The organism is Polaromonas sp. JS666 (genome assembly GCF_900103405.1).
Lineage (GTDB): Bacteria > Pseudomonadota > Gammaproteobacteria > Burkholderiales > Burkholderiaceae_C > Polaromonas.
This window is the reverse complement of the sequence record NZ_FNHX01000009.1, coordinates 134,099-156,058: the sequence shown is the minus strand read 5'-3', so window position 1 is coordinate 156,058 and position 21,960 is coordinate 134,099. Positions and strand designations below refer to the sequence as shown.

At 65.0% G+C, this 21,960-nt stretch carries 22 protein-coding genes; 10 read left to right on the top strand and 12 right to left on the bottom strand.

Going from position 1 to position 21,960, the window contains the following annotated elements:
• Positions 1-963: porin (locus BLQ85_RS19560; protein WP_074579454.1), on the bottom strand; the 963-nt coding region annotated here is incomplete at its 3' end.
• A gap of 466 nt (positions 964-1,429) precedes the next feature.
• Between BLQ85_RS19560 and BLQ85_RS19555 the strand changes: the two genes are divergently transcribed.
• The 4 genes from BLQ85_RS19555 to BLQ85_RS19540 are packed head-to-tail and all read left to right on the top strand — an operon-like array spanning position 1,430 to position 5,354.
• A complete protein-coding gene (locus BLQ85_RS19555) occupies positions 1,430-2,401 on the top strand; it encodes an ABC transporter permease (RefSeq protein WP_074579452.1) in 972 nt (323 codons plus the stop codon).
• Positions 2,402-2,437: 36 nt separating this feature from the next.
• Positions 2,438-3,376 carry an ABC transporter permease gene (locus tag BLQ85_RS19550; protein WP_074579450.1) on the top strand — a complete coding sequence of 313 codons (939 nt, stop codon included), beginning with the start codon at positions 2,438-2,440 and terminating at the stop codon, positions 3,374-3,376.
• Positions 3,373-4,350 (top strand): ABC transporter ATP-binding protein, encoded by a 978-nt coding sequence (locus BLQ85_RS19545; RefSeq protein WP_074579448.1) that lies wholly within the window; start codon positions 3,373-3,375, stop codon positions 4,348-4,350. The genes BLQ85_RS19550 and BLQ85_RS19545 overlap by 4 nt, the downstream gene beginning before the upstream one ends.
• Positions 4,347-5,354 carry an ABC transporter ATP-binding protein gene (locus BLQ85_RS19540; protein ID WP_074579446.1) on the top strand — a complete coding sequence of 336 codons (1,008 nt, stop codon included), beginning with the start codon at positions 4,347-4,349 and terminating at the stop codon, positions 5,352-5,354. The genes BLQ85_RS19545 and BLQ85_RS19540 overlap by 4 nt, the downstream gene beginning before the upstream one ends.
• A 62-nt stretch (positions 5,355-5,416) precedes the next feature.
• Here the strand turns inward: BLQ85_RS19540 and BLQ85_RS19535 are convergent, their stop codons facing one another.
• Positions 5,417-6,202, bottom strand: a complete 786-nt coding sequence (locus BLQ85_RS19535) for a crotonase/enoyl-CoA hydratase family protein (protein WP_074579444.1) — start codon at positions 6,200-6,202, stop codon at positions 5,417-5,419.
• Positions 6,196-6,468, bottom strand: a complete 273-nt coding sequence (locus BLQ85_RS19530; RefSeq protein WP_074579442.1) for a DUF2917 domain-containing protein — start codon at positions 6,466-6,468, stop codon at positions 6,196-6,198. The genes BLQ85_RS19535 and BLQ85_RS19530 overlap by 7 nt, the downstream gene beginning before the upstream one ends.
• Positions 6,469-6,572: 104 nt before the next feature.
• Between BLQ85_RS19530 and BLQ85_RS19525 the strand changes: the two genes are divergently transcribed.
• Complete coding sequence (locus tag BLQ85_RS19525; protein ID WP_074579440.1) at positions 6,573-7,493, top strand: LysR substrate-binding domain-containing protein; 921 nt, start codon at positions 6,573-6,575, stop codon at positions 7,491-7,493.
• 6 nt (positions 7,494-7,499) lie between these two features.
• On the opposite strand, the gene BLQ85_RS19520 is transcribed toward BLQ85_RS19525, so the two are convergent.
• Together BLQ85_RS19520 and BLQ85_RS19515 are read right to left on the bottom strand one after the other, a co-directional pair.
• Entirely contained in the window at positions 7,500-8,468 is a 969-nt protein-coding gene (locus BLQ85_RS19520) for a pyridoxamine 5'-phosphate oxidase family protein (RefSeq protein WP_074579438.1), read from the bottom strand.
• Entirely contained in the window at positions 8,465-9,118 is a 654-nt protein-coding gene (locus tag BLQ85_RS19515) for a glutathione S-transferase family protein (protein WP_074579437.1), read from the bottom strand. Before BLQ85_RS19515 ends, BLQ85_RS19520 begins: the two co-directional genes overlap by 4 nt.
• 137 nt (positions 9,119-9,255) lie before the next feature.
• Here BLQ85_RS19515 and BLQ85_RS19510 point away from each other — a divergent pair, with 137 nt between their 5' ends.
• Both BLQ85_RS19510 and gorA read left to right on the top strand, forming a co-directional pair.
• Positions 9,256-10,146, top strand: coding sequence for a LysR family transcriptional regulator (locus BLQ85_RS19510; RefSeq protein WP_074579434.1), 891 nt, complete (start codon positions 9,256-9,258; stop codon positions 10,144-10,146).
• 48 nt (positions 10,147-10,194) lie between these two features.
• A complete protein-coding gene (gene gorA / locus BLQ85_RS19505; protein ID WP_074579432.1) occupies positions 10,195-11,565 on the top strand; it encodes a glutathione-disulfide reductase in 1,371 nt (456 codons plus the stop codon).
• A 23-nt stretch (positions 11,566-11,588) separates the two neighbouring features.
• Here the strand turns inward: gorA and BLQ85_RS19500 are convergent, their stop codons facing one another.
• The 3 genes from BLQ85_RS19500 to BLQ85_RS19490 are packed head-to-tail and all read right to left on the bottom strand — an operon-like array spanning position 11,589 to position 15,618.
• The gene (locus BLQ85_RS19500) at positions 11,589-13,211 is read right to left on the bottom strand and encodes an alpha/beta hydrolase family protein (protein ID WP_175456156.1); all 1,623 of its coding nucleotides are present in this window, start codon (positions 13,209-13,211) and stop codon (positions 11,589-11,591) included.
• A 41-nt stretch (positions 13,212-13,252) separates the two neighbouring features.
• Complete coding sequence (locus BLQ85_RS19495; protein WP_074579427.1) at positions 13,253-14,254, bottom strand: FHA domain-containing protein; 1,002 nt, start codon at positions 14,252-14,254, stop codon at positions 13,253-13,255.
• The gene (locus BLQ85_RS19490; RefSeq protein WP_074579425.1) at positions 14,251-15,618 is read right to left on the bottom strand and encodes a S1 family peptidase; all 1,368 of its coding nucleotides are present in this window, start codon (positions 15,616-15,618) and stop codon (positions 14,251-14,253) included. Before BLQ85_RS19490 ends, BLQ85_RS19495 begins: the two co-directional genes overlap by 4 nt.
• An 89-nt stretch (positions 15,619-15,707) precedes the next feature.
• Between BLQ85_RS19490 and BLQ85_RS19485 the strand changes: the two genes are divergently transcribed.
• Entirely contained in the window at positions 15,708-17,207 is a 1,500-nt protein-coding gene (locus BLQ85_RS19485) for an AMP nucleosidase (RefSeq protein ID WP_074579424.1), read from the top strand.
• Between the two features lie 8 nt (positions 17,208-17,215).
• Entirely contained in the window at positions 17,216-17,785 is a 570-nt protein-coding gene (gene ddpX, locus BLQ85_RS19480; RefSeq protein ID WP_074579422.1) for a D-alanyl-D-alanine dipeptidase, read from the top strand.
• Here the strand turns inward: ddpX and BLQ85_RS19475 are convergent.
• Together BLQ85_RS19475 and purT are read right to left on the bottom strand one after the other, a co-directional pair.
• Positions 17,782-18,858 (bottom strand): mechanosensitive ion channel family protein, encoded by a 1,077-nt coding sequence (locus BLQ85_RS19475; RefSeq protein ID WP_074579419.1) that lies wholly within the window; start codon positions 18,856-18,858, stop codon positions 17,782-17,784. The genes ddpX and BLQ85_RS19475 overlap by 4 nt on opposite strands.
• A 13-nt stretch (positions 18,859-18,871) precedes the next feature.
• The gene (gene purT / locus BLQ85_RS19470; RefSeq protein ID WP_074579417.1) at positions 18,872-20,077 is read right to left on the bottom strand and encodes a formate-dependent phosphoribosylglycinamide formyltransferase; all 1,206 of its coding nucleotides are present in this window, start codon (positions 20,075-20,077) and stop codon (positions 18,872-18,874) included.
• 226 nt (positions 20,078-20,303) lie between these two features.
• Between purT and BLQ85_RS19465 the strand changes: the two genes are divergently transcribed.
• Positions 20,304-21,113 (top strand): siderophore-interacting protein, encoded by an 810-nt coding sequence (locus tag BLQ85_RS19465; RefSeq protein WP_083336927.1) that lies wholly within the window; start codon positions 20,304-20,306, stop codon positions 21,111-21,113.
• A gap of 6 nt (positions 21,114-21,119) precedes the next feature.
• Here the strand turns inward: BLQ85_RS19465 and BLQ85_RS19460 are convergent, their stop codons facing one another.
• Together BLQ85_RS19460 and BLQ85_RS19455 are read right to left on the bottom strand one after the other, a co-directional pair.
• Positions 21,120-21,503 carry a VOC family protein gene (locus BLQ85_RS19460; RefSeq protein WP_074579413.1) on the bottom strand — a complete coding sequence of 128 codons (384 nt, stop codon included), beginning with the start codon at positions 21,501-21,503 and terminating at the stop codon, positions 21,120-21,122.
• Between the two features lie 98 nt (positions 21,504-21,601).
• Positions 21,602-21,934: a hypothetical protein gene (locus tag BLQ85_RS19455; protein WP_074579411.1), complete on the bottom strand. Its 333-nt coding sequence runs from the start codon at positions 21,932-21,934 to the stop codon at positions 21,602-21,604.
• Positions 21,935-21,960 lie beyond the last annotated feature (26 nt).

The following is a 21,960-nucleotide window of genomic DNA, read 5'->3' as shown; positions in this document are numbered from 1 at the left end:
GCGGTCATAAAAGGCGTAGAGCGACGTGCGATTGCTCATCTTGTAGGAGTAGCCTGCCTGGAAGCGCTTGAGCTTGCCTGCCGGATCGCTCTGCACATCCTTGCGGATGTAGTTGCCCATGATCTTGCTGGTAGGCGTCAGGTCCCAGGAGGCGCCGATCATCTGCGCATCGACCTTGCTGCGTGACAGCGGTCCGCCCGCGAAGTTGTCGCGGTTGTAAACCGCCCAGGCGCGGACTTCGCCGAAGTCGTAGGAGCCGACCAGCATCCACTTGCTCTTGAAGTCATTGAGCAGTGCGCCGCCGCGCTTGCTGTCGCTGCCGTAGCCAAAGCCCAGTCCCAGGGGCCCGCCGCCTTCGCCGTAGCTGATCGACACATCGGTCTGCTTGTAGTCACTTTCAAAGCGTATCGGGCCGGCCGGGTTTTCCGCCAGGCCTTCGCCATTGAGGTAGTGGCCGGCGCGGAAGACAAAATTGCCGATGACCGGGCTGGCATAGCCGATGGCGTTCGACACGCGTGTGCGTGCATTGAAGATGGAGGTGCCTATGGCGGTGGCGCCCGCATCGTGGATCACGTACTCCACATTCCGGCCCAGGATGGCATAAATCGGCGTGCGGCTAGGCGCGGCCGAATCAATGCGGCCGATGTTGACGACACCAAAATCGCCGCTGATCCCGACATAAGAGTTGCGGTACATCGGCGTGCTGGATGCGCCCGTGTCGGACGAAACTCCCATCTCGAGCCCAAACAGGACCTTGAGTCCGCCGCCCAGGTCCTCCGTTCCCTTGAAGCCGAGCCGGGACGCATTGCCTGTGATCAAGGTCTGGGAAATGGAGCCGGTCTTCGAGTTCTCGAAGCTGGTGTCCATCCTGCCGTAGATCGTCACCGTGCTTTGCGCCAGCGCGGCCACGGGTGTTATTGCGCCGGCGGCTACCGCGGCCAGGCAGATCATCTTCAATTTCATTTCTCACTCCTAAAAAGTTTGGTGGATGGCGAGGCAACAAGCTCCCGCCGCATGGTTGTTTTGTGGGCGACGTTCGCCCTGGTCTGTCCAATTTCCCTCCTCGCCGACCGTCGAATTACTGAAAAAGTTGCTTGTTTTTTGTATTGACTAGCGATACACTGTATCAAACAGCGTTACAACTAGATCATGAAGCGGTGATGACTGTCAAGAAATTTCGCGGCGGCGTTGCTGTGAATGCACGAAGATCAAGTTCGCAAAGCCAGGGTTGGCCCCTAAATTGCGAGCGGTCGTGCGAACGTGGGTAAGCGCGGGAGAACTCCCGCTGACTGGAGCTTTTGATGGAAGTGACGTGCAATAGAGGGCCTGCGGCGATCTGCCCGGCCGGGGGTCGCAGGCTCAGGCGAATCGGCGCGCGATGCGCGGGCCGCGCGGCCCAGCTCACGGCAAAAGACAAGGATGCAATCTGATGTTTGGACCCTTACTCCAGCGGATGCGAGACAGCCTGATCGTGGTGATGCTCATGTCCGCCATCGCATTCACGGGCATCCACCTCATCGGCGATCCCATCCACCTTCTTGTGAGCCCGAACGCATCCACAGAAGAAGTGGATGCCGCGGCGCGAAGCCTGGGCCTTGACCGTCCGGTCTATGAGCAATACGCGCTGTTCGTGAAACATGCCGCCGAAGGGGACCTGGGCCGATCCTTTGTCTTCAACCGGCCGGCCCTGGCCATTGTTCTGGAGCGCATGCCGGCGACCCTTGAGATGGCATTTGTCGCGCTGGTACTGGCGCTGGCCATCGGCATTCCCCTGGGGCTGGTCGCGGGCTTGATGCCGCACTCCTGGGCCCACAAACTCATTGCCGGATTCTCCGTCGCGGGGGTCACCATTCCCACGTTCTGGAAGGGGCTCATCCTCATCCTCATTTTTTCCGTGAACCTCGGATGGCTGCCTTCAGGTGGGAGAGGCGATACGGAGCAGCTGTTCGGCATTGCCTTTAGTTTTATGACGTGGGACGGCCTCAAGCACATGATCCTGCCAGCCATGACGCTTGCGATATTCCAGATTTCCATGGTGATCCGACTGACTGAAACCGGAACAAGAGATGTGGTGCAGCAGGAGTACGTTCGCTTTGCGCGCGCCAAAGGCGTCTCCGGATTAAGGTTGCTGGCAAGGCACATCGCCCCGAACGTGATGATCCCCGTGGTCACTGCGGTCGGGCTTGAGTTCGGCCATCTCATTGCTTTTTCCGTGGTGACCGAATCGGTATTCGCATGGCCCGGTATGGGAAAACTCATCATTGATTCGATTCTTCATCTCGACCGGCCGGTGGTGGTGGCCTACCTGATGGTCACCGTCCTGCTGGTGGTGTCGATCAACCTTGTCGTCGATCTGCTGTATGTGATTCTTGATCCCCGGCTAAGGGCCCGCAGCAAATAAATAACGCCATACAGCAAATAAAAACCAGAGACACCCATGAAAACCGAATCATTGAATCCGAAGGAAGAGGGCGTGGGCCAGGCCGTGCCACCGCCGCCACAAACCCCGTGGAGCCGCATCCGCAAGCAATTCATGCTCAGCAAAACGGCGACGGCTGCGCTTGTGGTTTTTGCGTTGCTGTTCGTTGTGGCCTGGGGTGCGCCCGTCTTCTCACCGCAAAATCCTTACGACCTGGCCGCCGTCTCGATCGTGGACGCGGAGCTGGCGCCGGGCGCGCGCAGCGAAGCAAGCGGGATGTTGCATGTGCTCGGAACCGACGGTGCCGGGCGAGACTTGCTGAGCGCGATCTTTTACGGGCTGCGCATCAGCATGGCCGTCGGGCTGCTCAGTGCCATGGCCGCGCTCTGCATCGGAACCACCGCGGGCCTGGCGGCCGCGTATTTTGGCGGGCGTGTTGACGCGTTCCTGATGCGCGTCGTGGACCTGCAGCTGAGCCTGCCGGCGATTCTGGTCGCGCTGGTGCTGCTGGCTTCGCTGGGCCAGGGTGTGGACAAAACCCTGCTCGCGCTGATCATCGTTCAATGGGCGTACTACGCGAGAAATGTGCGCGGGGCCGCACTGGTGGAGCAGCAAAAAGAATATGTGGAGGCGGCGATGGGGCAAGGCCTGCCCGCCGGGCGGATCATGTTCCGGCACGTGCTGCCCAACTGCATGGGAACACTGATCGTGACCGGCACGCTTCAAACGGCGCATGCGATCAGCCTCGAAGCAACGATGAGTTTCCTGGGAATAGGGCTGCCGCAGACGGAGCCCTCCCTGGGCCTGCTGATTGCCAATGGCTTCGAGTACATGCTGACGAACAAGTACTGGATATCGGTATACCCAGGTATAGCGCTGGTGCTCCTTGTCGGGTCGATCAACTTGATAGGGGATCGCCTGCGTGTCGTTTTTAATCCCAAGCTGGACCAGGTATGAGCACAACAGCACTGAAGGTCAGCGGGTTGACGACCCATTTCGAGACCAGGGCCGGCATCGCCAAGGCGGTGAACGATGTTTCTTTTTCGGTTGAGCAAGGGCAAATACTGGCGCTGGTGGGCGAGTCGGGATCGGGAAAATCCGTCACGGCGATGTCCCTGATGAACCTGGTCGACCCTCCGGGACGCGTGGTCGCCGGTGAAATCCTGCTTCGCGGCAAAAACATACGCGCAGCCTCTGCCGGTGAATGGAACAGGATTCGGGGCAAGGAGATGGCCATGGTCTTCCAGGACCCCATGATGTCGCTCAATCCCGTCATCCGGGTGGGCGACCAAATCACCGAGACCATTCGCATCCACGACAAGGTATCCGCCTCGGCCGCCAGGGAACGGGCCTGCGCCGCCCTGGCGGCGGTCGGGATTCCCGCGCCGGCGGAGAGGATGCGGGCCTATCCGCATGAACTGTCGGGCGGCATGCGCCAGCGCATCGCCATTGCAAACGCCATCGTCAACGAGCCGGCCGTGATCATTGCCGACGAGCCGACCACCGCCCTTGACGTCACGATCCAGGCGCAAATCCTCTACCAGATCCGCAAGCTCGCCAAGGAGCGCGGCACGGGCCTGGTATGGATCACCCACGACCTGAGCGTGGTGAAGGACCTCGCGGACGAGGTATGTGTGATGTATGCGGGCCGCATCGTTGAAAAAGGCGCGGTCGCCGACGTGATTCGCTCGCCAAGGCATCCCTACACCCGCGGACTGATCGACTCTTTGCCGAAGTCCCAGGACCGGGGCTCCTTGCTCAAACCCATTCCAGGCAGCACGCCGCCATTGCTGGATTTGCCGCCGGGCTGCGCGTTTGCACCACGGTGCAACCGGGCAACAGAGGCCTGCGGCAAGACGCCTGGACTGATCCGCACGGATGACCGATCCTTCCTCTGCTTTCATCCCCTGTTCACGACTGACAAGCCATGACCACAATATTTGAAGCCGTCAATGTCTCGAAGCGGTTTGGCATTGCGCAAACCTGGAGCGGGAAGCTGGCCCACAAGCTGAAACTTTCCCGCAAGATTCCCAAGCAGGTGTCCGCCGTGAGCGACATCAGCTTGCAGGTTGACGCGGGGGAAGTGGTCGGCCTTGTCGGGGAGTCCGGCTGCGGCAAGTCGACATTCGGCCGGATCGCGGCGGGAATCCTGGAGCCCTCCGGCGGCAATGTGATGGTGCACCAGGTCCCCGGAAAACCGTATTTTTCCGATGTCCATCGCAATGTCCAGATGGTGTTCCAGAACCCCTATGGTTCGCTCAATCCCCGGCTGCGCGTCGACCAACTCCTGAGCGAAGCCGCCATCTACCATGGGCTGGTTTCCGCGAAAGACAAAGACCCGTTCGTCAAAGGCCTGTTGCAGCAGGTGGGACTGGATGCCAGCTACGGGGAACGGTATCCCCACCAGTTCTCAGGCGGGCAGCGGCAGCGCATCGCGATCGCGAGAGCGCTGGCCCTGAAGCCGTCGCTTGTCGTCTGTGACGAGGCGGTTTCGGCGCTCGACGTCTCGATCCAGGCGCAGGTCCTCAACCTCTTCCAGAAACTCAGGCGCGAACAGAACCTCGCCTACCTGTTCATCAGCCACAACCTGGCCGTGGTGGAGTACCTGGCCGACCGTGTGGCCATCATGTACCTTGGCCGCATTGTGGAACTGGCCAAGACGGAAGTCCTCTTCAGCCGGCCTAACCATCCCTATACCCGGGCGCTCATTGCCGATGCGCCGCGCATGGATGCCAAGCCGCTGACCTACAAGCCCATTGCGGGCGAAATGCCCAGCCCCTTGAATGTTCCCAGCGGATGCGCCTTCCACCCCCGGTGTCCGCATGTCATGCCCATCTGCCGGGAAGTCAGGCCGGCCCTGATCGAGGTCGCCGCATCACAGGTATCGGCTTGCCACCTGAATACCACCGTACCCAAGATGGCCAAGGCAAGCTGAGGGCTTGGGGACCCGGCGCTTGCTCGGGAACGGGGGTAACCACCAGCCCGCAACCGGCGTCCTCAGCGGTGGCAAAACACCGCCGGCCGCTTCTCCACAAACGCGGCCGTTCCCTCGCGCGCATCCCGCGAGGCTGCGGCGACCATGAACTGCGCGGCCTCAATCGCCAGGCCTTCGTCGATGGAGACATTAAGCCCGCGCGTCACGGCGCGCAGCGAGGCCGCGACGGCGACGGCGGAGTTCTCGGCGATGCGGTCGGCCATGCGCAGGCAGGCCGGCAGCAGCTCGTGGGCCGGCACCACATGGTTGACCAGGCCTATGAGCAGCGCCTCTTCGGCGCTGATGGTGTCGCCGGTCAGGATCATTTCATTGGCGCGCTTGCGGCCTATGTGGCGCGGCAGGCGCTGTGTGCCGCCAAAGGGCGGCGGAAAGCCGAGGCGGATCTCGGGCTTGGCAAAGCTGGCATGCTCGGCGGCGATGGCGATGCTGCAGGCCTCCATGGTTTCGCAGCCGCCGCCGAAGGCGATGCCGTTGACGGCCGCGATGATGGGCTTGGGATAGTTTTCTATGCGGCGTGTCATGGCCTGGCCGCGCATTACGAAATTACGGTACGCGGTTTCGGGTGACGCAGCAATATCAGGTGCAAATCCTGCGATATCGGCACCGGCACTAAAAGCCTTGTCGCCCTGGCCCGTCAGCACCAGGCAGCGCACGCTGTCGTCGCGCTCCAGGGCGCCCAGCCTGTCCATCAATTCATCTATTAGTTCGTAACTCAATGCGTTGAGTTTTTCGGGCCGGTTCAAGGTGAGCACCACATGCTGGCCGCGGCGGTCGGTTTCTATCAGCATGCGGTCTCCGTGCCTTGGGAAGCGGGTGAAAAATCCAGCACACCGCAGCCGCGCGGCGCGCCCACAAAATAGGTCGCGGCATGCGGCGTGACAAAGGACTGGCCGCTTTCGAGCACGATGTCGCTGTCGCGGCGGTTAGCCAGTGCATCGCTGGTGATCCAGAGGCAGCCGGCGGTGCAGGTCAGGATTTCGCCGCGCGGCAGGCGAAAGCGTTCCGGGACGGGCCCGAGCTTGAGCGGAGTTTGCGGGATTTGGGGGGCATGCATGGCGGACTCCTTGGAAAGTGTGGTTTGATTCTTCTTTGGAACCGGCCCCAGCGGCCGGATGGTTTGTCATCCGGGGTATTCCTCCCGCTCATACCGCTCATGCCATGCTGAACCCTTCTTCCTCCCACGCGCTGCGCGCCATGTCGCTGGATGCGATACGCGGTTTTGAATCGGCGGCGCGCCACCTGAGCTTCACCGCCGCGGCCGAGGAGCTGTGCATCACGCAGTCGGCGGTCAGCAAGCAGGTCAAAAGCCTGGAGGACGCGCTGGGCGCGCCGCTGTTCCTGCGCGGCGGCAAGGGGCTGAGCCTCACGCCCCAGGGCCGCGAACTCTATGAGGCAGCGCGCGCCTCGCTGTCGCAACTGGCCTCGGCCGTGGACCGCCTGCTGGCGGTGGACAGGGCCTCGGTGGCGGTCACCACCACGCCCTCTTTCGCCGCGCTGTGGCTGGCGCCCAAACTCGCGAAATTCCAGCAGCTGGAGCCGGCCATCGACGTGCGGGTCGACGCTTCGGAAGCGCGCGTCAACCTCGAACGTGAAGGCCTGGACCTGGCCGTGCGGCTCTATCCGGTGCAGCCGGGCGACGAAAGCCTGCCGCTTTTACAGGAGCAGGCCCTGCTGGTAGCGGCGCCGGCCGTCGCGGCGCGCATCCACTCGCCGGCCGACATCGCGCACATACCGCTGCTGGTGTATTACGACCCGGCCACACGTTTCCCCTGGATGTCATGGCCGGACTGGTATGAGCGCCTGGGTTTAAAACAATCGGCGCAGCAGCCCTGCCTGTATTTTTCGCAGTACGAGCATGTGGTGAATGCGGCCGTGCAGGGCGGCGGCATTGCCATAGGCCGCACGCCGCTGGTGCTGCCGCTGCTGCGCGGCGGCCAGCTCACGGTGGTGTTGCCGGGCCAGACGGTGGACGGCCTGGGCTACCGCATCATCACCTCGGCCCACAGCGCCGACAGGCCGGCGGTGCAGAAATTCCGCGCCTGGCTGGAGCGCGAGCTTGCGCTCGAGGCCATAGGCTAAGGCCAGCTAGGGCTGCTTGGCCCAGGCGCCCGTGGCTTCCAGCACCGGCGACAGTTCGGCCTCACCCCAGCGCAGCGGCAAGGAAGACTCCACCAGGCGCATGGACTGCACCTTGAAACGCATCAGGCGCTGCGCGCCGGCAAAAGCATGCACCTCGGGGCCGTCCCAGATGATGTCGGCCGTGACGGCCAGGTACAGCAAATCGCCGGTGTCAAAGTCGATGAACAGCAGGCCGGCGCGCGGGTTCACCACCAGGTTTCCCAGGGTGTTGAAGAAGTAGTTGCCGACAAAATCCGGCACGGTCAGCGTGCCGTCGGCGTCCACGCGCACAAAACCGGGCTTGCCGCCGCGGTGCGACACGTCCACGCCGCCGGCGCGGCCGGCGCGCGTTTCGTCGCCCGCGTAAGCGGTGGCGATAAACAGGGTGTCGGCCTGCTCCATCATGCGGCGCGCCGCGTCACTCAGTTGCGCCGATTCGTGCACCACCGGCCCGGCCGTTGAAGTGGGACGTTCCACATAGACCGGCTCGCGCGCCTGGATGTATTTGGGGCAATTGCCGAAACTCTGGCTCAGCTCCACCGCGAAGCCCTCGGCATGGACCCCGCGGACTATGCCGTTCATGCGGTTGCGCCTGCGTGTGTGCGGCTCTATACCCAGCAGGCCTATTGCCGCGCCCTCAACCAGGGTTTGCTGCAAAGGGTCGCCTGCCAGCGGCCGTGCACGCAAGGTCAGGTGGCGTGCATCGGGCGAGTGGATAAAACCCGGCGGCTGGGCCAGCACCGAGGCCCAGGGCTGGCCGGCAGAATCCACCGTGCCGGCAATGACAAAGGGCAACTGCTCGAAAAACTCGCGGTGCTGCTCGGGCATGAAGTCGCGTATCACGCGTGGGCCGATTTCTTCCATGCGCTCGCGCACGGCCGCGCCCACGCGCGCCTGCGCCGCGCGCTCGCCTTCATGAAAAGCCGGGGCGTTCATGCGGCCAACCCAATAGGTGTTCTGACCATGGGCACAAAACGCGGCAAGGCTTCTATGCGGGCCAGCCAGGCGCGCAGGCGCGGATAGGCTTCCAGCGAGACATTGCCCTCGGGCGCATGGGCCGCGTAGCTGTAATTGGCGATGTCGGCCAGTGTGGGCGTGCTGCCCGCGAGGAAGGCCGACTGGCCCAGTTGCTGCTCCATCACCGCGAACAGCGCGTGCGCGCGCTCAATGGCTTCGGGGTTTTCCGGGCGCTTGAACAGCTGCACGACGCGCGCGGCCGCCGGGCCGAAAGCCAGCTGGCCGGCCGCGACGGAGAACCAGCGCTGCACCGCCGCGGCGGCCAGCGGGTCGCGCGGCAGCCACTGCTCGGCATCCGGCGCGTAGCGCGCATTGAGGTAGACCAGGATGGCGTTGGAATCGGCCAGCGTGACATCGCCGTCCTGGATCACCGGCACCTGGCCGAAGGCATTCATGGCCAGGAAGGCCGGCGTCTTGTGCGCCCTGGCCGCCAGGTCGATTTCGATGCGCTCAAAAGGCAGGCCCAGCAGCGAGAGGAAGAGCTCCACGCGGTGTGAATGGCCGGAAATGGCAAAGCGGTAAAAGCGTATGGGCTGGGCGGGCGGGGCTTTGACGGAAGGTGTGCTCATGTCGGGCTTTCGGTGGGTTGCAAAAGAATCTCTGGAATGGATTCTGTTTGAACCGATATCCTGAATAAATGGCCTTGTTTGCATTTAACTAATCCATTAACTGGATTAATGGCCGCCACAGGCGTAGCATCCCGCCCATGGACAAACTCAAAGCCATGCAGGCCTTTATCCACATTGCCGAGCAAGGCAGCCTCACGGCCGCGGCCCAGGTCATGGAGTCATCCCTGCCGGCCATGGTGCGAACGCTGGCGGGTTTTGAGGCGCAGCTGGGCGTGCGGCTTTTCAACCGCACGACGCGACGCATCTCGCTGACCGAGGAAGGCCGGCGCCACCTGGAAAGCTGCCGCCAGCTGCTGGCCGCGCTGGCCGATGCCGAGTCGGCGCTTTCGGCCGACGCGGCCGAACCCGCGGGCCAGCTGACCATCACCGCGCCCATGCTGTTCGGGCAAATGCACGTGGCGCCGGCCGTCACGCGTTTTGTGCAGCAGCACGAGAAGATGCGCTGCTCCATGGTGCTGCTGGACCGCGTGGTCAACCTGTTGGAGGAAGGCATAGACGTGGGCATACGCATAGGCGAGCCCGAGGACTCCAGCCTGGTGGCGCAGCAGGTGGGCCAGATACGTCGGCTGGTGGTGGCCAGCCCCACCTGGCTGCGCCGCCACGGCGTGCCCCAACACCCGAAAGACCTGCTCAAAGCCAACTGCGTGCGCGTGACCGACCATTCCCCCACATGGGGCCCGTTCATAGACCAGGGCCGGCCGCTGCGCCTGGCGGTCAGTGGTAATCTGGAGTTCAACCAGATCGCGCCGGCCGTGGCGGCTTGTGCGGCGGGTGCGGGTTTTGGCTCGTTCCTCTCTTACCAGGTGGCGCCGTATTTGCAGACCAAACAGCTGCGCACCGTGCTGGAGGAGTTCGAGCCGCCGCCCCGGCCCATCAACATTGTTTACCCGCACGCCCGGCTGCTGCCCATGCGCACCCGGGTGTTTATTGAGTGGATGAAACAGGAACTCAAGGAGTTCCAGCCTTGAGGGCCGGCATTCAGGCACCAGGTAAGAGAAGACGAAGGAACACAGCGCATGCAGACATTTGACTTTGACCTCTTTGTGATCGGCGGCGGCAGCGGCGGCGTGCGCGCCGCGCGCATGTCGGCCCAGCGCGGCGCGCGCGTGGGCCTGGCCGAGGTCGCGGCCATGGGCGGCACCTGCGTGAACGTGGGCTGCATCCCGAAAAAGCTCTACAGCTACGCCGCCCACTACGGCGACAGCTTTGAGGAGTCGCACGGCTTCGGCTGGGTCGGCGAGAAGCCCGTGTTTGACTGGGACATCCTGAAAGCCAACCGCGCGCGCGAAATTTCGCGGCTCAACGGCGTGTATGTGCAACTGCTCGAAAGCGCGGGCGTGAAAATCATCAAGGGCTGGGCACGCCTGCTTGACGAACACACCATCGAAGTCGACGAGCAGAAGTTCACCGCCAAACACATCCTGGTCTCCACCGGCGGCACCGCTACCGTGCCCGCGCTGCCGGGCCGCGAGCATGTGCTGACTTCGGACCATATGTTCGACCTCAGCCCCTTCCCCAAGCGACTGATGGTGGTGGGCGGCGGCTACATCGCCTGCGAGTTTGCCTCCATCTTCAACGGCCTGGGCTCGGAAGTCACGCAGGTGCACCGCCGCGACATGCTGCTCACGGGTTTTGACGAGGACGTGCGCCGTTTTATCGCGGCCGAGATGGGCAAGACCGGCATCACGCTGCGGCTGGGCACCGAAGTAAACGCCATCAGCAAGACCGACACCGGCCTGCAGGTCGAGTTCAAGGGCGGGGCCGCCGGCCTGGAAGTGGACGCAGTGCTTTACGCCACGGGCCGCGTGCCGAATGCGAACGGCATAGGCCTGGAAACCGTGGGCGTGGCGGTCAATGCCGCCGGCGCGATACAGGTCAACGAGCATTACCAGACCTCCGTGCCCTCGATCTACGCGCTGGGCGATGTGACGGCGCGCATGCAGCTGACGCCGGTGGCGCTGGGCGAGGCCATGGTGGTGGTGGACCAGCTTTTCGGGCCGGCCGCGGGCAAGAAGCCGCGCAACATGAGTTATGAGTTTGTGCCGACCGCCGTCTTCACCCACCCCAACATAGGCACCGTCGGTTATTCAGAAGCCGATGCGCGCGCGAAATTCGGCAAGGTCACGGTGTTCCGCGCCGATTTCAAGGCGCTCAAGCACACGCTGAGCGGCAGCACCGAACGCACGCTGATGAAGCTGCTGGTCGAAGATGCCACCGACCGCGTGGTGGGCCTGCACATGGTGGGCCCGGACGCAGGGGAGATCGTCCAGGGTTTTGCCGTGGCCATGAAGGCCGGCGCGACCAAGGCGGTTTTTGACAGCACCATCGGCATACATCCGACGGTGGCGGAAGAATTCGTGACGATGCGCGAACCGGTCAAGGGCTGAGGAAAGCGGCGGGACAGGCCGCCTCAGTTGGGGCGCGCCACGACACCGATCTCGCCCAGATAGGCTTGAAGGGCCGCGCGCCACAAGGCGGGTTTGTGGTAGATGTGGTGCCCGTCGCCCTCGATGGCGGGCTGGAGCAGCAGACGCGCCTTGCCTCCCGCGGCCAGAAACGCCTCGTGGGAAGCGCGTATGGTGTTGGCGGTGTAGCGGCTGTCGTTTTCCGCGAAGACCCAGAGCGTGGGAACACGCGTGGTTTTGCCGAATTCCGCGAAGCCATCCACCATCATCCGGTTAAGGTACCCGGGGCCGCTGCTGATTTTCGTCAAATCGTTTCGCCCGCCCGAGAAATCAATGGCGCCGATGAGCCCCGCCGGGTTCTGGCTGGCGATGTACATCGTGAGATAACCCCCGGCCGACTGGCCCGAGAGGATGAGCCGGCCGGCGTCAAGCTCCGGACGTGTCCTGAGCCAGGCCAAGGCGGGCAGTACATCTTCCGCCTGCACGCGCGCCTTGTAGGTGGCGTCGCCGTCCTCATGGGAGAAGTTTTTCGGGTAGGTCCCTTCGGACATGCCCACGCCGCGGCGCGCGGGCATCAGCACGGCCACGCCCACCTGCAGGAATTCGCGCGCGACCAGCATGTCGCGAAAGCGCCCCTTGTCGCGGTTGAATGTGATGTCCCCGTGGCTGAATACCGTCACCGGATAGGGGCCCGCGCCAAAACGGCGGGCCTCGGGCAGCAGCAAGGTGGCTTCCAGCCGGCTGGCGCCGAAGGCACTGGGCACCTGGTAAGTGATGACTTCCTCCCGCCACGCCATGGCCGGGTTGGCGTGGCCGATGACGGCAGGAGGCTCCTGCCCTTCAAGCCAGCCGGCCACGGCCTTGGCCACGCCAGCCTCCTGCCCTTGCAGCACGTGCTGGCTGCCGCGCCCGCAGTCCTCCTTGCCGTCCTGCTGCTCGTAGCCCACCTGGACCAACGTAAAACGGCTGCGCAGGGCCAGGCCCTGCGCCTCCGGAAAAGGCGCGCTGTCGCACTGGGCGCCGGGCGCATGCAGCATCAGCACGGGCTTGCGCAAGGCGCTCCAGTCGCTGCTTCGGTTGTTTTTCAATGCGCCGGAGGCCACGACGACCTTGTCGAAGCCTTCGAGGTCGGCGGCGATGTCCAGCAGGGGAGCCACCTGGGAAAAACCGGCAAGGTGAACCCGCGCCCCGGGGAAGGACTGCTGCGCCAGCCTGAGCGCGGCGGCGAGGTCCTGCAGCACCTCCCGGCGCGGCCTGGCATCGAGGCTGCGGCGTTCGGCGTCACTGGGCGGGTCCACATACACCAGGGCCACACCCTGGGCCCTCAGCTGGGCCGCGCCGCGCACCCAGGGCCCGCCGAGGGCCAGCACGGCGGGGCCGCTGGTGGCCTTGAGCTGGGGTGTGCCACCGGGCTGGGGATAGACCAGCACGTGCCTGGCCGGCGGGTTTCCATCCACGGCGTGCAAGGCAACGGCCAGCGTGACACCTTGCCCGGTGGGCGATACGCGAGTCGACAAAGTCTGCACCGTCCAGTCTTGGGCGCCAGCCAGCGAGGCGGTGCACAGCAACAAGACGGCCCACGCAAGGCGGATGCGAACGCCATGCGCCACCGCCTTGCGCGATGCCATTTTCCGGACCTCAGCTTGGCGTTGGGCCTGCATGGAAAGGCTTAGTCCGCGTCCGGATCTTCCGGCGTGTCGGCATCCGGCTCGCGGTCCTTCAGGCGCTCGTCCAGGCGTTTGCGAATCGAGCCCGCCTCATCCAGAAACTGCGCCACCGGCACGGCGGGCGCCATGCGCAATGAGGGCGGGTACAGCGTGGACAGGTAAAGCTTGTTGGACAGGCGCTTGTTCTGCAGCCAGTTGCTGCCCAGCAAGGCCACCGTGGCCAGCACGGCGATGCCGGCCACCAGCGCGGCCAGGCCGCGGCGGCGCTGCGGCGCGATGACGGTGAGGTGCACATAGATGCCGGCCGCGGCGCCCAGCAGCAGCATCAGGCCCTCAAAACGCGCCAGGCTTTCGAGCGAGAACATAAAGGCCAGCAGGCCGGCCAGGGTGGACACCGCCTGCACCGCGAGCGAGCTGAAGCAGGCGATGCGCACATGGCGCCAGAACTGCAGGTGGCCGGTGAACAGCTTGGTGGCCAGCGCCCACAGCCCGGCCCAGACGCTGACCGCCAGGACCACCCCGCCCAGCACGCCGGGCAGTTGCCGCGCAAGCTGCGAGGGCTCGGTCAGCGTGAGCCAGGACTGGCCCAGCACCAGGGCCAGCATGCCGGCCAGGGCCAGCAAGGTCCAGCCGGTGGTGCGCCAGGGGAAATGCGGCAAGAGCTCCTCGGCCGCCACCGGCGCCTCGGCCAGGCGCAGGCCCAGCTTGAGGCGGCCCAAAGCCAGCACCTCGCCGTCGGGCCAGTTGAACTGCGCACCCCGGCCATGGCGGGCGCGGCCCAGGGCCGCGCCGTTGACGCTGTCCAGCACCCGCACGCTGACGCCGCCCTCGGGCGTGCGGTCTATGCGCAAATGCTCGCCGGCCACGTGGCTGTCGTCCAGCACCAGGTCGGCCGTGAGCGCGCGCCCCACGGTGACGGGCCAGTGCCGCACCTCGAGGCGGGCGACCAGGGCGCCGGTTCGGTCGGTGGCCTGCAGCAGGCCCAGGATGGGGGTGGCGCTCATTCGGCGGCCTCCCACTTGAAGCCGGCCAGGTAATGCGCGACCAGCTTGAGGCCGTTCTCAAAACTCACGCCCTGCGCATCCATGCGGCCCTGCACGCCGCGCGTGGACTGGTTGACCGACATGGTGAGCACCGACACGTCGTACAGGCCCGTCAGCTTGCGGTAGGCGCTCATGCAGACCACGGCGCGCATGGGCATGCCGCCGGTCTCGATAAAGCGTTCCGAGCATTCAGCGGGCGTGGCCTTGCGCGAGCCGCGCGTGGCGAAAAATTCATTGGCAAAGCTTTGCGAGTACATCGCGGAAAAGCGCAGGGGACCCAGCTTGGGCGCGTTGTAGGCCTCGTAGCGCAGGCGTATGTAGCCGGTGTTGAAATCGCCGGCGTATACATGGCTGTCGATCTGGCAGTCGGTGCGTTCCAGGTCGAAGGCCTTGAAGTCGGGTTCGCGCCCGCGGCCCCAGCAGCGGGCCAGCGCGTCGTCGGGCACGGGCACGCTGTAGCCGCCGTGCTTTTGCGCGGTCAGCGGCGCGGCGGTGAAGCGCTGCGTCAGCAGGGCCTGGTGCTCGCCGAGCTGGCGCGCGACCTCGGCATGCGCGGGCTTGGTGATGGGCTGGGCCGTGGCGGCCCTGGCCAGCAGGGCCTGGGCGAATTCAGCGGGAATCAGAAAACTCAGCAAATCGCCGTCCAGCCGCTTGGAGACGTTGACGCCGACCACCTGGCCCGCGTCGTCGAGGGCCGGGCCGCCGCTCATGCCGGGATTGAGCGCGCCGCCGAAAAAGATGCGCGGGTAAAAGCTGCGCTGCACCAGGCCGTTGTAAGTGCCTTCGGTGACGGCAAAGCCTATGTCCAGCGGGTTGCCCAGCGAATAAATACGTTCGCCGCGTGCCAGCGGGCGGTCGGCGCCGCGAAAGGCCAGCTGCGGCGTCGCGCCCGCGGCCGGCGCTTTCACGCGCAGCAGGGCCAGGTCGTTGCGCACGTCAAAGGCCAGCAGTTCGACCTCGGCCTCCTTGCCGTCCACCGGCACATAGACGCCGCGGTAGCGCTCGGGCTCCAGCGCGAGCTGGCTGGCCACGTGGAAGTTGGTGATGATCAGGCCGTTGGCCGAAACAAAAAAGCCCGAGCCCACGCTGGCCTGGGTGTTGGAGTTGCGCAGCAGGGTGCGTATCTGCACCAGCTTGTCGCGCGTGGTTTCATAGGCGCGCTGGGCGTCGCGGGAAATCTGGGCCGGCGCCGCGGCCGTGGCTGCGCCGCGCGCCGGCGCGGGGGCCTGGGCATGGGCGGCCTGCAAGCACAGCGCCCCCAGGAGGGCGCCCAGTATGGCGCGCAGTGGCAAAAAAAATGGCCCCAAGGGCTTGGATGGGTTCATCGACGCATTCTAGGGTCTGAAGGTGAAGAACAGCTTCCAGGGAGTTGCCGCACAATGGGGACATACGTAGAAAGACAGGCCACCTCTTCATGCCCTACCTCCCCCCTTTCATCGCCCCCACCCGTTACAGCGACCCGGCCGCCGCGCTGGCCCAGGTCCGCGCGATTTACGACCAGCAGATCGCCCATTTGCGCGACGCGATGCAGCGTTACGTGGCCGGCGAAACCCTGCCCGGCCATGTGCGCGCCTGCTACCCCTTTGTGCGCATACACACCGACACCGTGGCGCGCGCCATCCTGGAGACGCCCGACATCGCCCAGCTGAGTTTCGGTTTTGTCGCAGGCCCCGGCCGCTTTGAGACCACGCTGACGCGGCCCGACCTTTTCGGCAACTACTACCTGGAGCAATTCCGCCTGCTGATGCAGAACCACGACGTGGAGCTCGAAGTCGGCACCAGCGCGCAGCCGATCCCCATCCACTTCTCGTTCGCGGAGAACGACCACATCGAAGGCAGCATGACGGCGGCGCGCCGCATGCTGATGCGCGACGTGTTCGACCTGCCCGACCTGAGCGCCATGGACGACGGCATCGCCAACGGCACTTACGAGCCCCTGCCCGGCGAGCCGCAGCCGCTGGCGCTGTTCACCGCGGCGCGCGTCGACTATTCGCTGCAGCGCCTGCGCCACTACACCGGCACCTCGCCGCACTGGTTCCAGAACTTCGTGCTGTTCACCAACTACCAGTTCTACATCGATGAGTTCGTGCGCCTGGGCCATGAAGCCATGGCCGACCCGGACAGCGAATACATCGCCTTCATCGAACCCGGCAATGTGGTGACCCGGCGCACCGGCCTGCCCGCCGCCGAGGGCGACGAACTCGGCGTGCCGCCGCCGCGCCTGCCGCAGATGCCGGGCTATCACCTGCTGCGCGCCGACCACAGCGGCATCACCATGGTCAACATCGGCGTGGGCCCGGCCAATGCCAAGAACATCACCGACCACATCGCCGTGCTGCGCCCGCACGCCTGGGTCATGCTGGGCCACTGCGCGGGCCTGCGCAACAGCCAGCAGCTGGGCGACTACGTGCTGGCCCACGGTTATGTGCGCGAAGACCATGTGCTGGACGAAGAGCTGCCGCTGTGGGTGCCGATTCCGGCGCTGGCCGAAATCCAGGTCGCGCTGGAAAAAGCCGTGGCCGACGTGACCCATGCGGTCGGGCCCGACTTGAAGCGCATCATGCGCACCGGCACCGTGGCCTCCACCGACAACCGCAACTGGGAGCTGCTGCCGGGCAACCAGCCGCAGCGCCGCTTCAGCCAGAGCCGCGCGGTGGCGCTGGACATGGAAAGCGCGACCATCGCGGCCAACGGTTTTCGTTTCCGTGTTCCCTACGGCACCCTGCTGTGCGTGAGCGACAAGCCGCTGCACGGCGAGATCAAGCTGCCCGGCATGGCCAACCACTTCTACCGCGAGCGGGTGGACCAGCACCTGCGCATAGGCATACGCGCCATCGAGCTGCTGCGCGCCGAAGGCATCACGCAGCTGCACAGCCGCAAGCTGCGCAGTTTTTCGGAAGTGGCTTTCCAGTAAACCGGGCCATGACGCCAGCGCCCCTCGTCCAGATCCGGGAAGCCACGCACGATGTCGTGATCGACATGATGTATGCGCGGCCCGACAACTTCACCGGCCAGGTGATCTACGGCCACAAGCTCTGCTTTCTGCACCCCGAAGCCGAGGCCTGCCTGCGGCGCGCGGTGGCGGGCGCGCGCGCCTTTGGTTTCAAGCTCAAGATTTTTGACGCCTTCCGCCCGCACGAGGCGCAGGAAGCGCTCTGGGCGGTGCTGCCGGTGCCCGGCTATGTGGCCGACCCGGCCAAGGGCTCCAACCACACGCGCGGCGTGGCGGTGGACCTGACCCTGCTGGATGCCCAGGGCCATGAGCTGGACATGGGCACGCCTGTGGACACCATGACGGCGGCCTCGCACCACTTTTACGCAGACCTTTCGGCCGCGGTACAGCTCAACCGCATGAAACTGCTGACCATCATGCTGGAGGCCGGCTTTGTGCACCACCCGATGGAGTGGTGGCATTACCAGCTGCCCGAGGCCAAGGAGTTCGAGCTGGTCAGCAGCGCGGTGTTTGCCGGCTGCCTGGACGCCGCGGCCTAAGCGCCGGGCTTGAGGGCTTCATCGCCCTGCGTAACCTCAGCCCGCATCGTCGGCAGGAACTGCGGGTACTCGCGCTGCATGAAATCCACCAGCGCCTCGCGCACCTTGCAGCGCAAATCCCAGTTCAGGCCCGAGTTGCCCGAGGTCACCAGCACGCGCAGCTGCATGCTGCGCTCGCCGGCTTCCACCACCTGCAGCAGGCACAAACGCTTGTCCCATTCGGGCGCGGCTTCGCAGGCGCGGCGCGCGGCCTGGCGCAGCGGCTCCAGCGGCATGCGGTAGTCCACCCACATAAACACCGTGCCTATGATTTGCGCGCTGTTGCGCGTCCAGTTCTGGAAGGGGTTTTCGATGAACCACTGCAGCGGGATGATCATGCGCCGCTCGTCCCAGATCTTGAGCACCACATAGGTGCCGGTGATTTCCTCGACGCGGCCCCACTCGCCCTGCACGATGAGCACGTCGTCGATGCGCAGGGGCTGGGCCAACGCCAGTTGCAGGCCGGCGATCAGGTTGCTGAACACCGGGCGCGCCGCGATACCGGCCACGATGCCGATCACGCCGGCCGAGGCCAGCAGGCTGGCGCCCAGCTGGCGCGCGCCCGGGAAGGTCATCAGCATCAGCGAGAGGCCGGCGATCAGCACCATGACATCGGCGGTGCGCGCGAGCAGCCGCGTTTGTGTGTGGATGCGGCGCGCATTGAGGTTGTCTTCGACCTCGACCGAATGCTGGCCTATCACGCCCTGGGCCACGCCGTCGATGGCGCGCAGCGCCAGCCAGGTCAGGGTGGCCAGCAGCAGCAGGGCATTGCCGTGGCGCACCTGGGAGATCAGCGGCAGTGCGTCGGGCGCGGCCTGCCAGACGGCCTGCAGGGCGATCAGAGGCAACGCGAAACGCGAGGGTCGCCAGCTGCGGCGCGCCACCGCGCTGGAGATGGGCAGGTTACGGGTGAGGCGCCAAATGACCGCCGCGCCCACGCGGTGCACCACCAGGGCCAGCACCACGGCCACGACGGCCGAGATCAACACGCGCCAGGCGGAATCCTCCAGCAGGTGAAGATCGGCGAAATTCATCGCGAAGCGCTTCTCATCCGGCCTTGCGCGGCCGCACCAGCGCGGCCGCCGTTTTGGCATTGATGCGCGCGGTCTCCACGTCGGCGTCAAAGGCCAGGGCCACGCCCATGCGGCGTTTGACAAAGCTCTCGGGCTTGCCGAAGAGGCGGATGTCGGAGTTGGGCACACGCAGCGCCTCGGCGACACCGTCGAACACAATGCCCTCGGCATCGACGCCGCCGTAGATCACGGCGCTGGCGCCCGGGCTCTTGAGCGCGGTGTTGACAGGCAGGCCCAGGATGGCGCGGGCATGCAACTCGAATTCGTTTTGCCACTGCGTGCACATGGTGACCATGCCGGTGTCGTGCGGGCGCGGGCTCACTTCGCTGAACCAGACGTCCTCGCCCTTGACGAACAATTCGACGCCAAACAGGCCCTGGCCGCCCAGGTTGTCGGTCACGGCCTTGCAGATCTCGCGGCATTTTTGCAGCGCGGCCGGCCGCATGGGGTGCGGCTGCCAGCTTTCCACATAGTCGCCGCTGACTTGCACATGGCCTATGGGCTCGCAGAAGTGGGTTTCCACCTTGCCGTCGGCGCCGAGCGCGCGCACGGTGAGCTGGGTGATTTCGTAGTCGAAGTCGATAAAACCCTCGACGATCACGCGGCCGTGGCTCACGCGGCCACCGGCCATGGCGTAGTCCCAGGCTTTTTTCACGTCGGCGGGGCCGGAGATCTTGCTCTGGCCTTTGCCCGAGGAGCTCATCACCGGTTTGACGATGCAGGGGTAGCCGGTGGTCGAATCGATCGCGGCCTGCAATTCCTCCAGCGAATCACAGAACACATAAGGGCTGGTGGGCAGGCCCAGGGTTTCGGCGGCCAGGCGGCGTATGCCTTCGCGGTCCATCGTCAGGCGTGCGGCACGCGCCGTGGGGATCACACGCACCGTGCCGGCGGCCTCGAGCTCTTCGAGCATGGGCGTGGCAATGGCTTCGATCTCGGGCACGACCAGGTCGGGCTTTTCCTTTTCGATCAGGGCCTTGAGCTGGGCCGGGTCGCTCATGGTGATGGTGCGCGCATGATGGGCCACCTGCTGGCCCGGCGCGTTCTCATAACGGTCGGTGGCAATCGTTTCCACACCCAGGCGCTGCAGCGCGATCAGCACCTCCTTGCCCAGCTCGCCGGAGCCGAGCAACATGACTTTGGTGGCGTGGGGGGACAAGGGGGTTCCGAAAGTTGTCATAGATAGGTAGGGGTAAGCGCTGGGGGGAAGTGGGGAAATGGCGGCCGCAGGAGCAAGTACCTGGGCCGCTTGGGCTTACTTTACTGCACCCGTCCCGCGCGCCTGGGTAGGACGCGTTCTGCTTTGCCCTTGCGCGGCACCGGATATTGCCATCAGATGATAATTATTCTCAACTAGAACACTTCACCCAGGCCGCGCATGAAGTGCAGCCCTTTTGAAAGACCTCATGTCCACCTTACCCGCATCCCCATCCGCGCCCGAGGCCGCACCGCGCAAACGCCGTCCGCCGCGCCGCGTGCAAGTCACCCGCGTGCAGACCTTGAGCCCGCTGATGCGCCGCATCACCCTGCAGGGCGCCGAACTTGAAGGCTTTGAGGTCAACGACCCGGCCTGTTATATGAAGCTGATTTTTCCCGAGCCCGGCCAGGCCGAGCCCGAGCGCCCGCTGCCCGACGGCCCCAGGCCCAAGTCCATGCGCACTTACACGCCGCTGGCCGTGCGCGCGGACGCACACGAAGTCGACGTGGACTTTGTGCTGCACGGCGACGGCCCCGCGTCCACCTGGGCCGCGCAGGCACAGGTGGGGCAAGTGCTGTTCCTGATGGGGCCTGGCCCTGGCTACAAACTCGCACTGGACGCGCCGGCCCACCTGCTGATAGGCGACGACAGCGCCCTGCCCGCGTTTGAAACCATCCTGGCCGCCTTGCCCGCGAGCGCGCAAGCGCAGGTGCTGGTCGAAGTGGTGGACGCTGGCGAAGAGCGCCCGCTACAAAGCGCCGCAAAAGTGGACGCCCGCTGGGTGGCGCGCGGCGCCGACAACACCCAGGCCGGCCAGGCGCTGGAAGCCGCCTTGCGCCGGGCAGGCGCGCCCGCGACCGACACCCGCGTCTACCTGGCCTGTGAGGCCGCGGCTATGCGCCGCATACGTCAGCTGCTGATCGAGGAGCTTGGCGTCGAGCGCAGCCGCATCGTGGGCCGGGGTTACTGGAAGCTGGGCACCGTCAACCACCCGGACCACGACTACGGCGAGGATTGAGCCCCTTCATTGCCGTGCGTAGCTGACTGTCAGCATTTCCCACTGATGGCCTTCGGGCTCGTTCCAGTAAACGCCTTTGCCGCCAAACTGTGTGTCGACCTGGTGATCCATAGGGCCGCGCACCGTGCTGCGATAGGGAATGCCGGCCGCCTCGATGCGAGCCAGGATGGCGTCGAACTCCTGCGGGCTCACGCGAAAGCAGAAATGCTGGACGGGGAAGTCTTCGTCCGTGTCAATGAAATCCAGCGTCAAGCCTTCATTGACATAGACGGCGGAGAACGGCCCCAGCGCCGTGGGCGACCAGGGCACGCCCAGCAGTTCAGCCAACTGCCGGGCCGCGGCCACCTTGTCGCGGGCCGAAACGATGGAATGGTCGAGTTCAATGCTCATGCGAATCTCCCTGGAGAAATTGCTTTTATAGCCTGTCCCCGCGTGGCTCGTCACATGTTCCAACGCGTGTTCTTCCCACGCGGAAGTGATTTTTGGAGTTAGGGCCTGAGCCAGGCGTACGAGCCCAGCGCCAGCACAAACAAGATGCCGTCCAACACGAGGAATGCTCGAAGCAAGCGGGAGCGGAGTATGTCAACCCACGGGACAAACAGCAAAGTCAATCCCACCGCCATGAGGAAAGAACCGGACAGGTATGCCTTCAAGCCAACGTAGTGTTGGATTTGAGCAGGATTGCTACGTGCCCCGAACGCGGAGAACTCGCCCGTCAGCAAGGCAGTGAGACCACCATAGAGCGCAAATGCAGCGAGCAGAACAATAACGCCTGTTCCGCCGATTTTCTCCAGAAAAGAGGACTTGCGAGAGCTTGTCATGCGGTGAGACCCAAACTTGAAGCTGA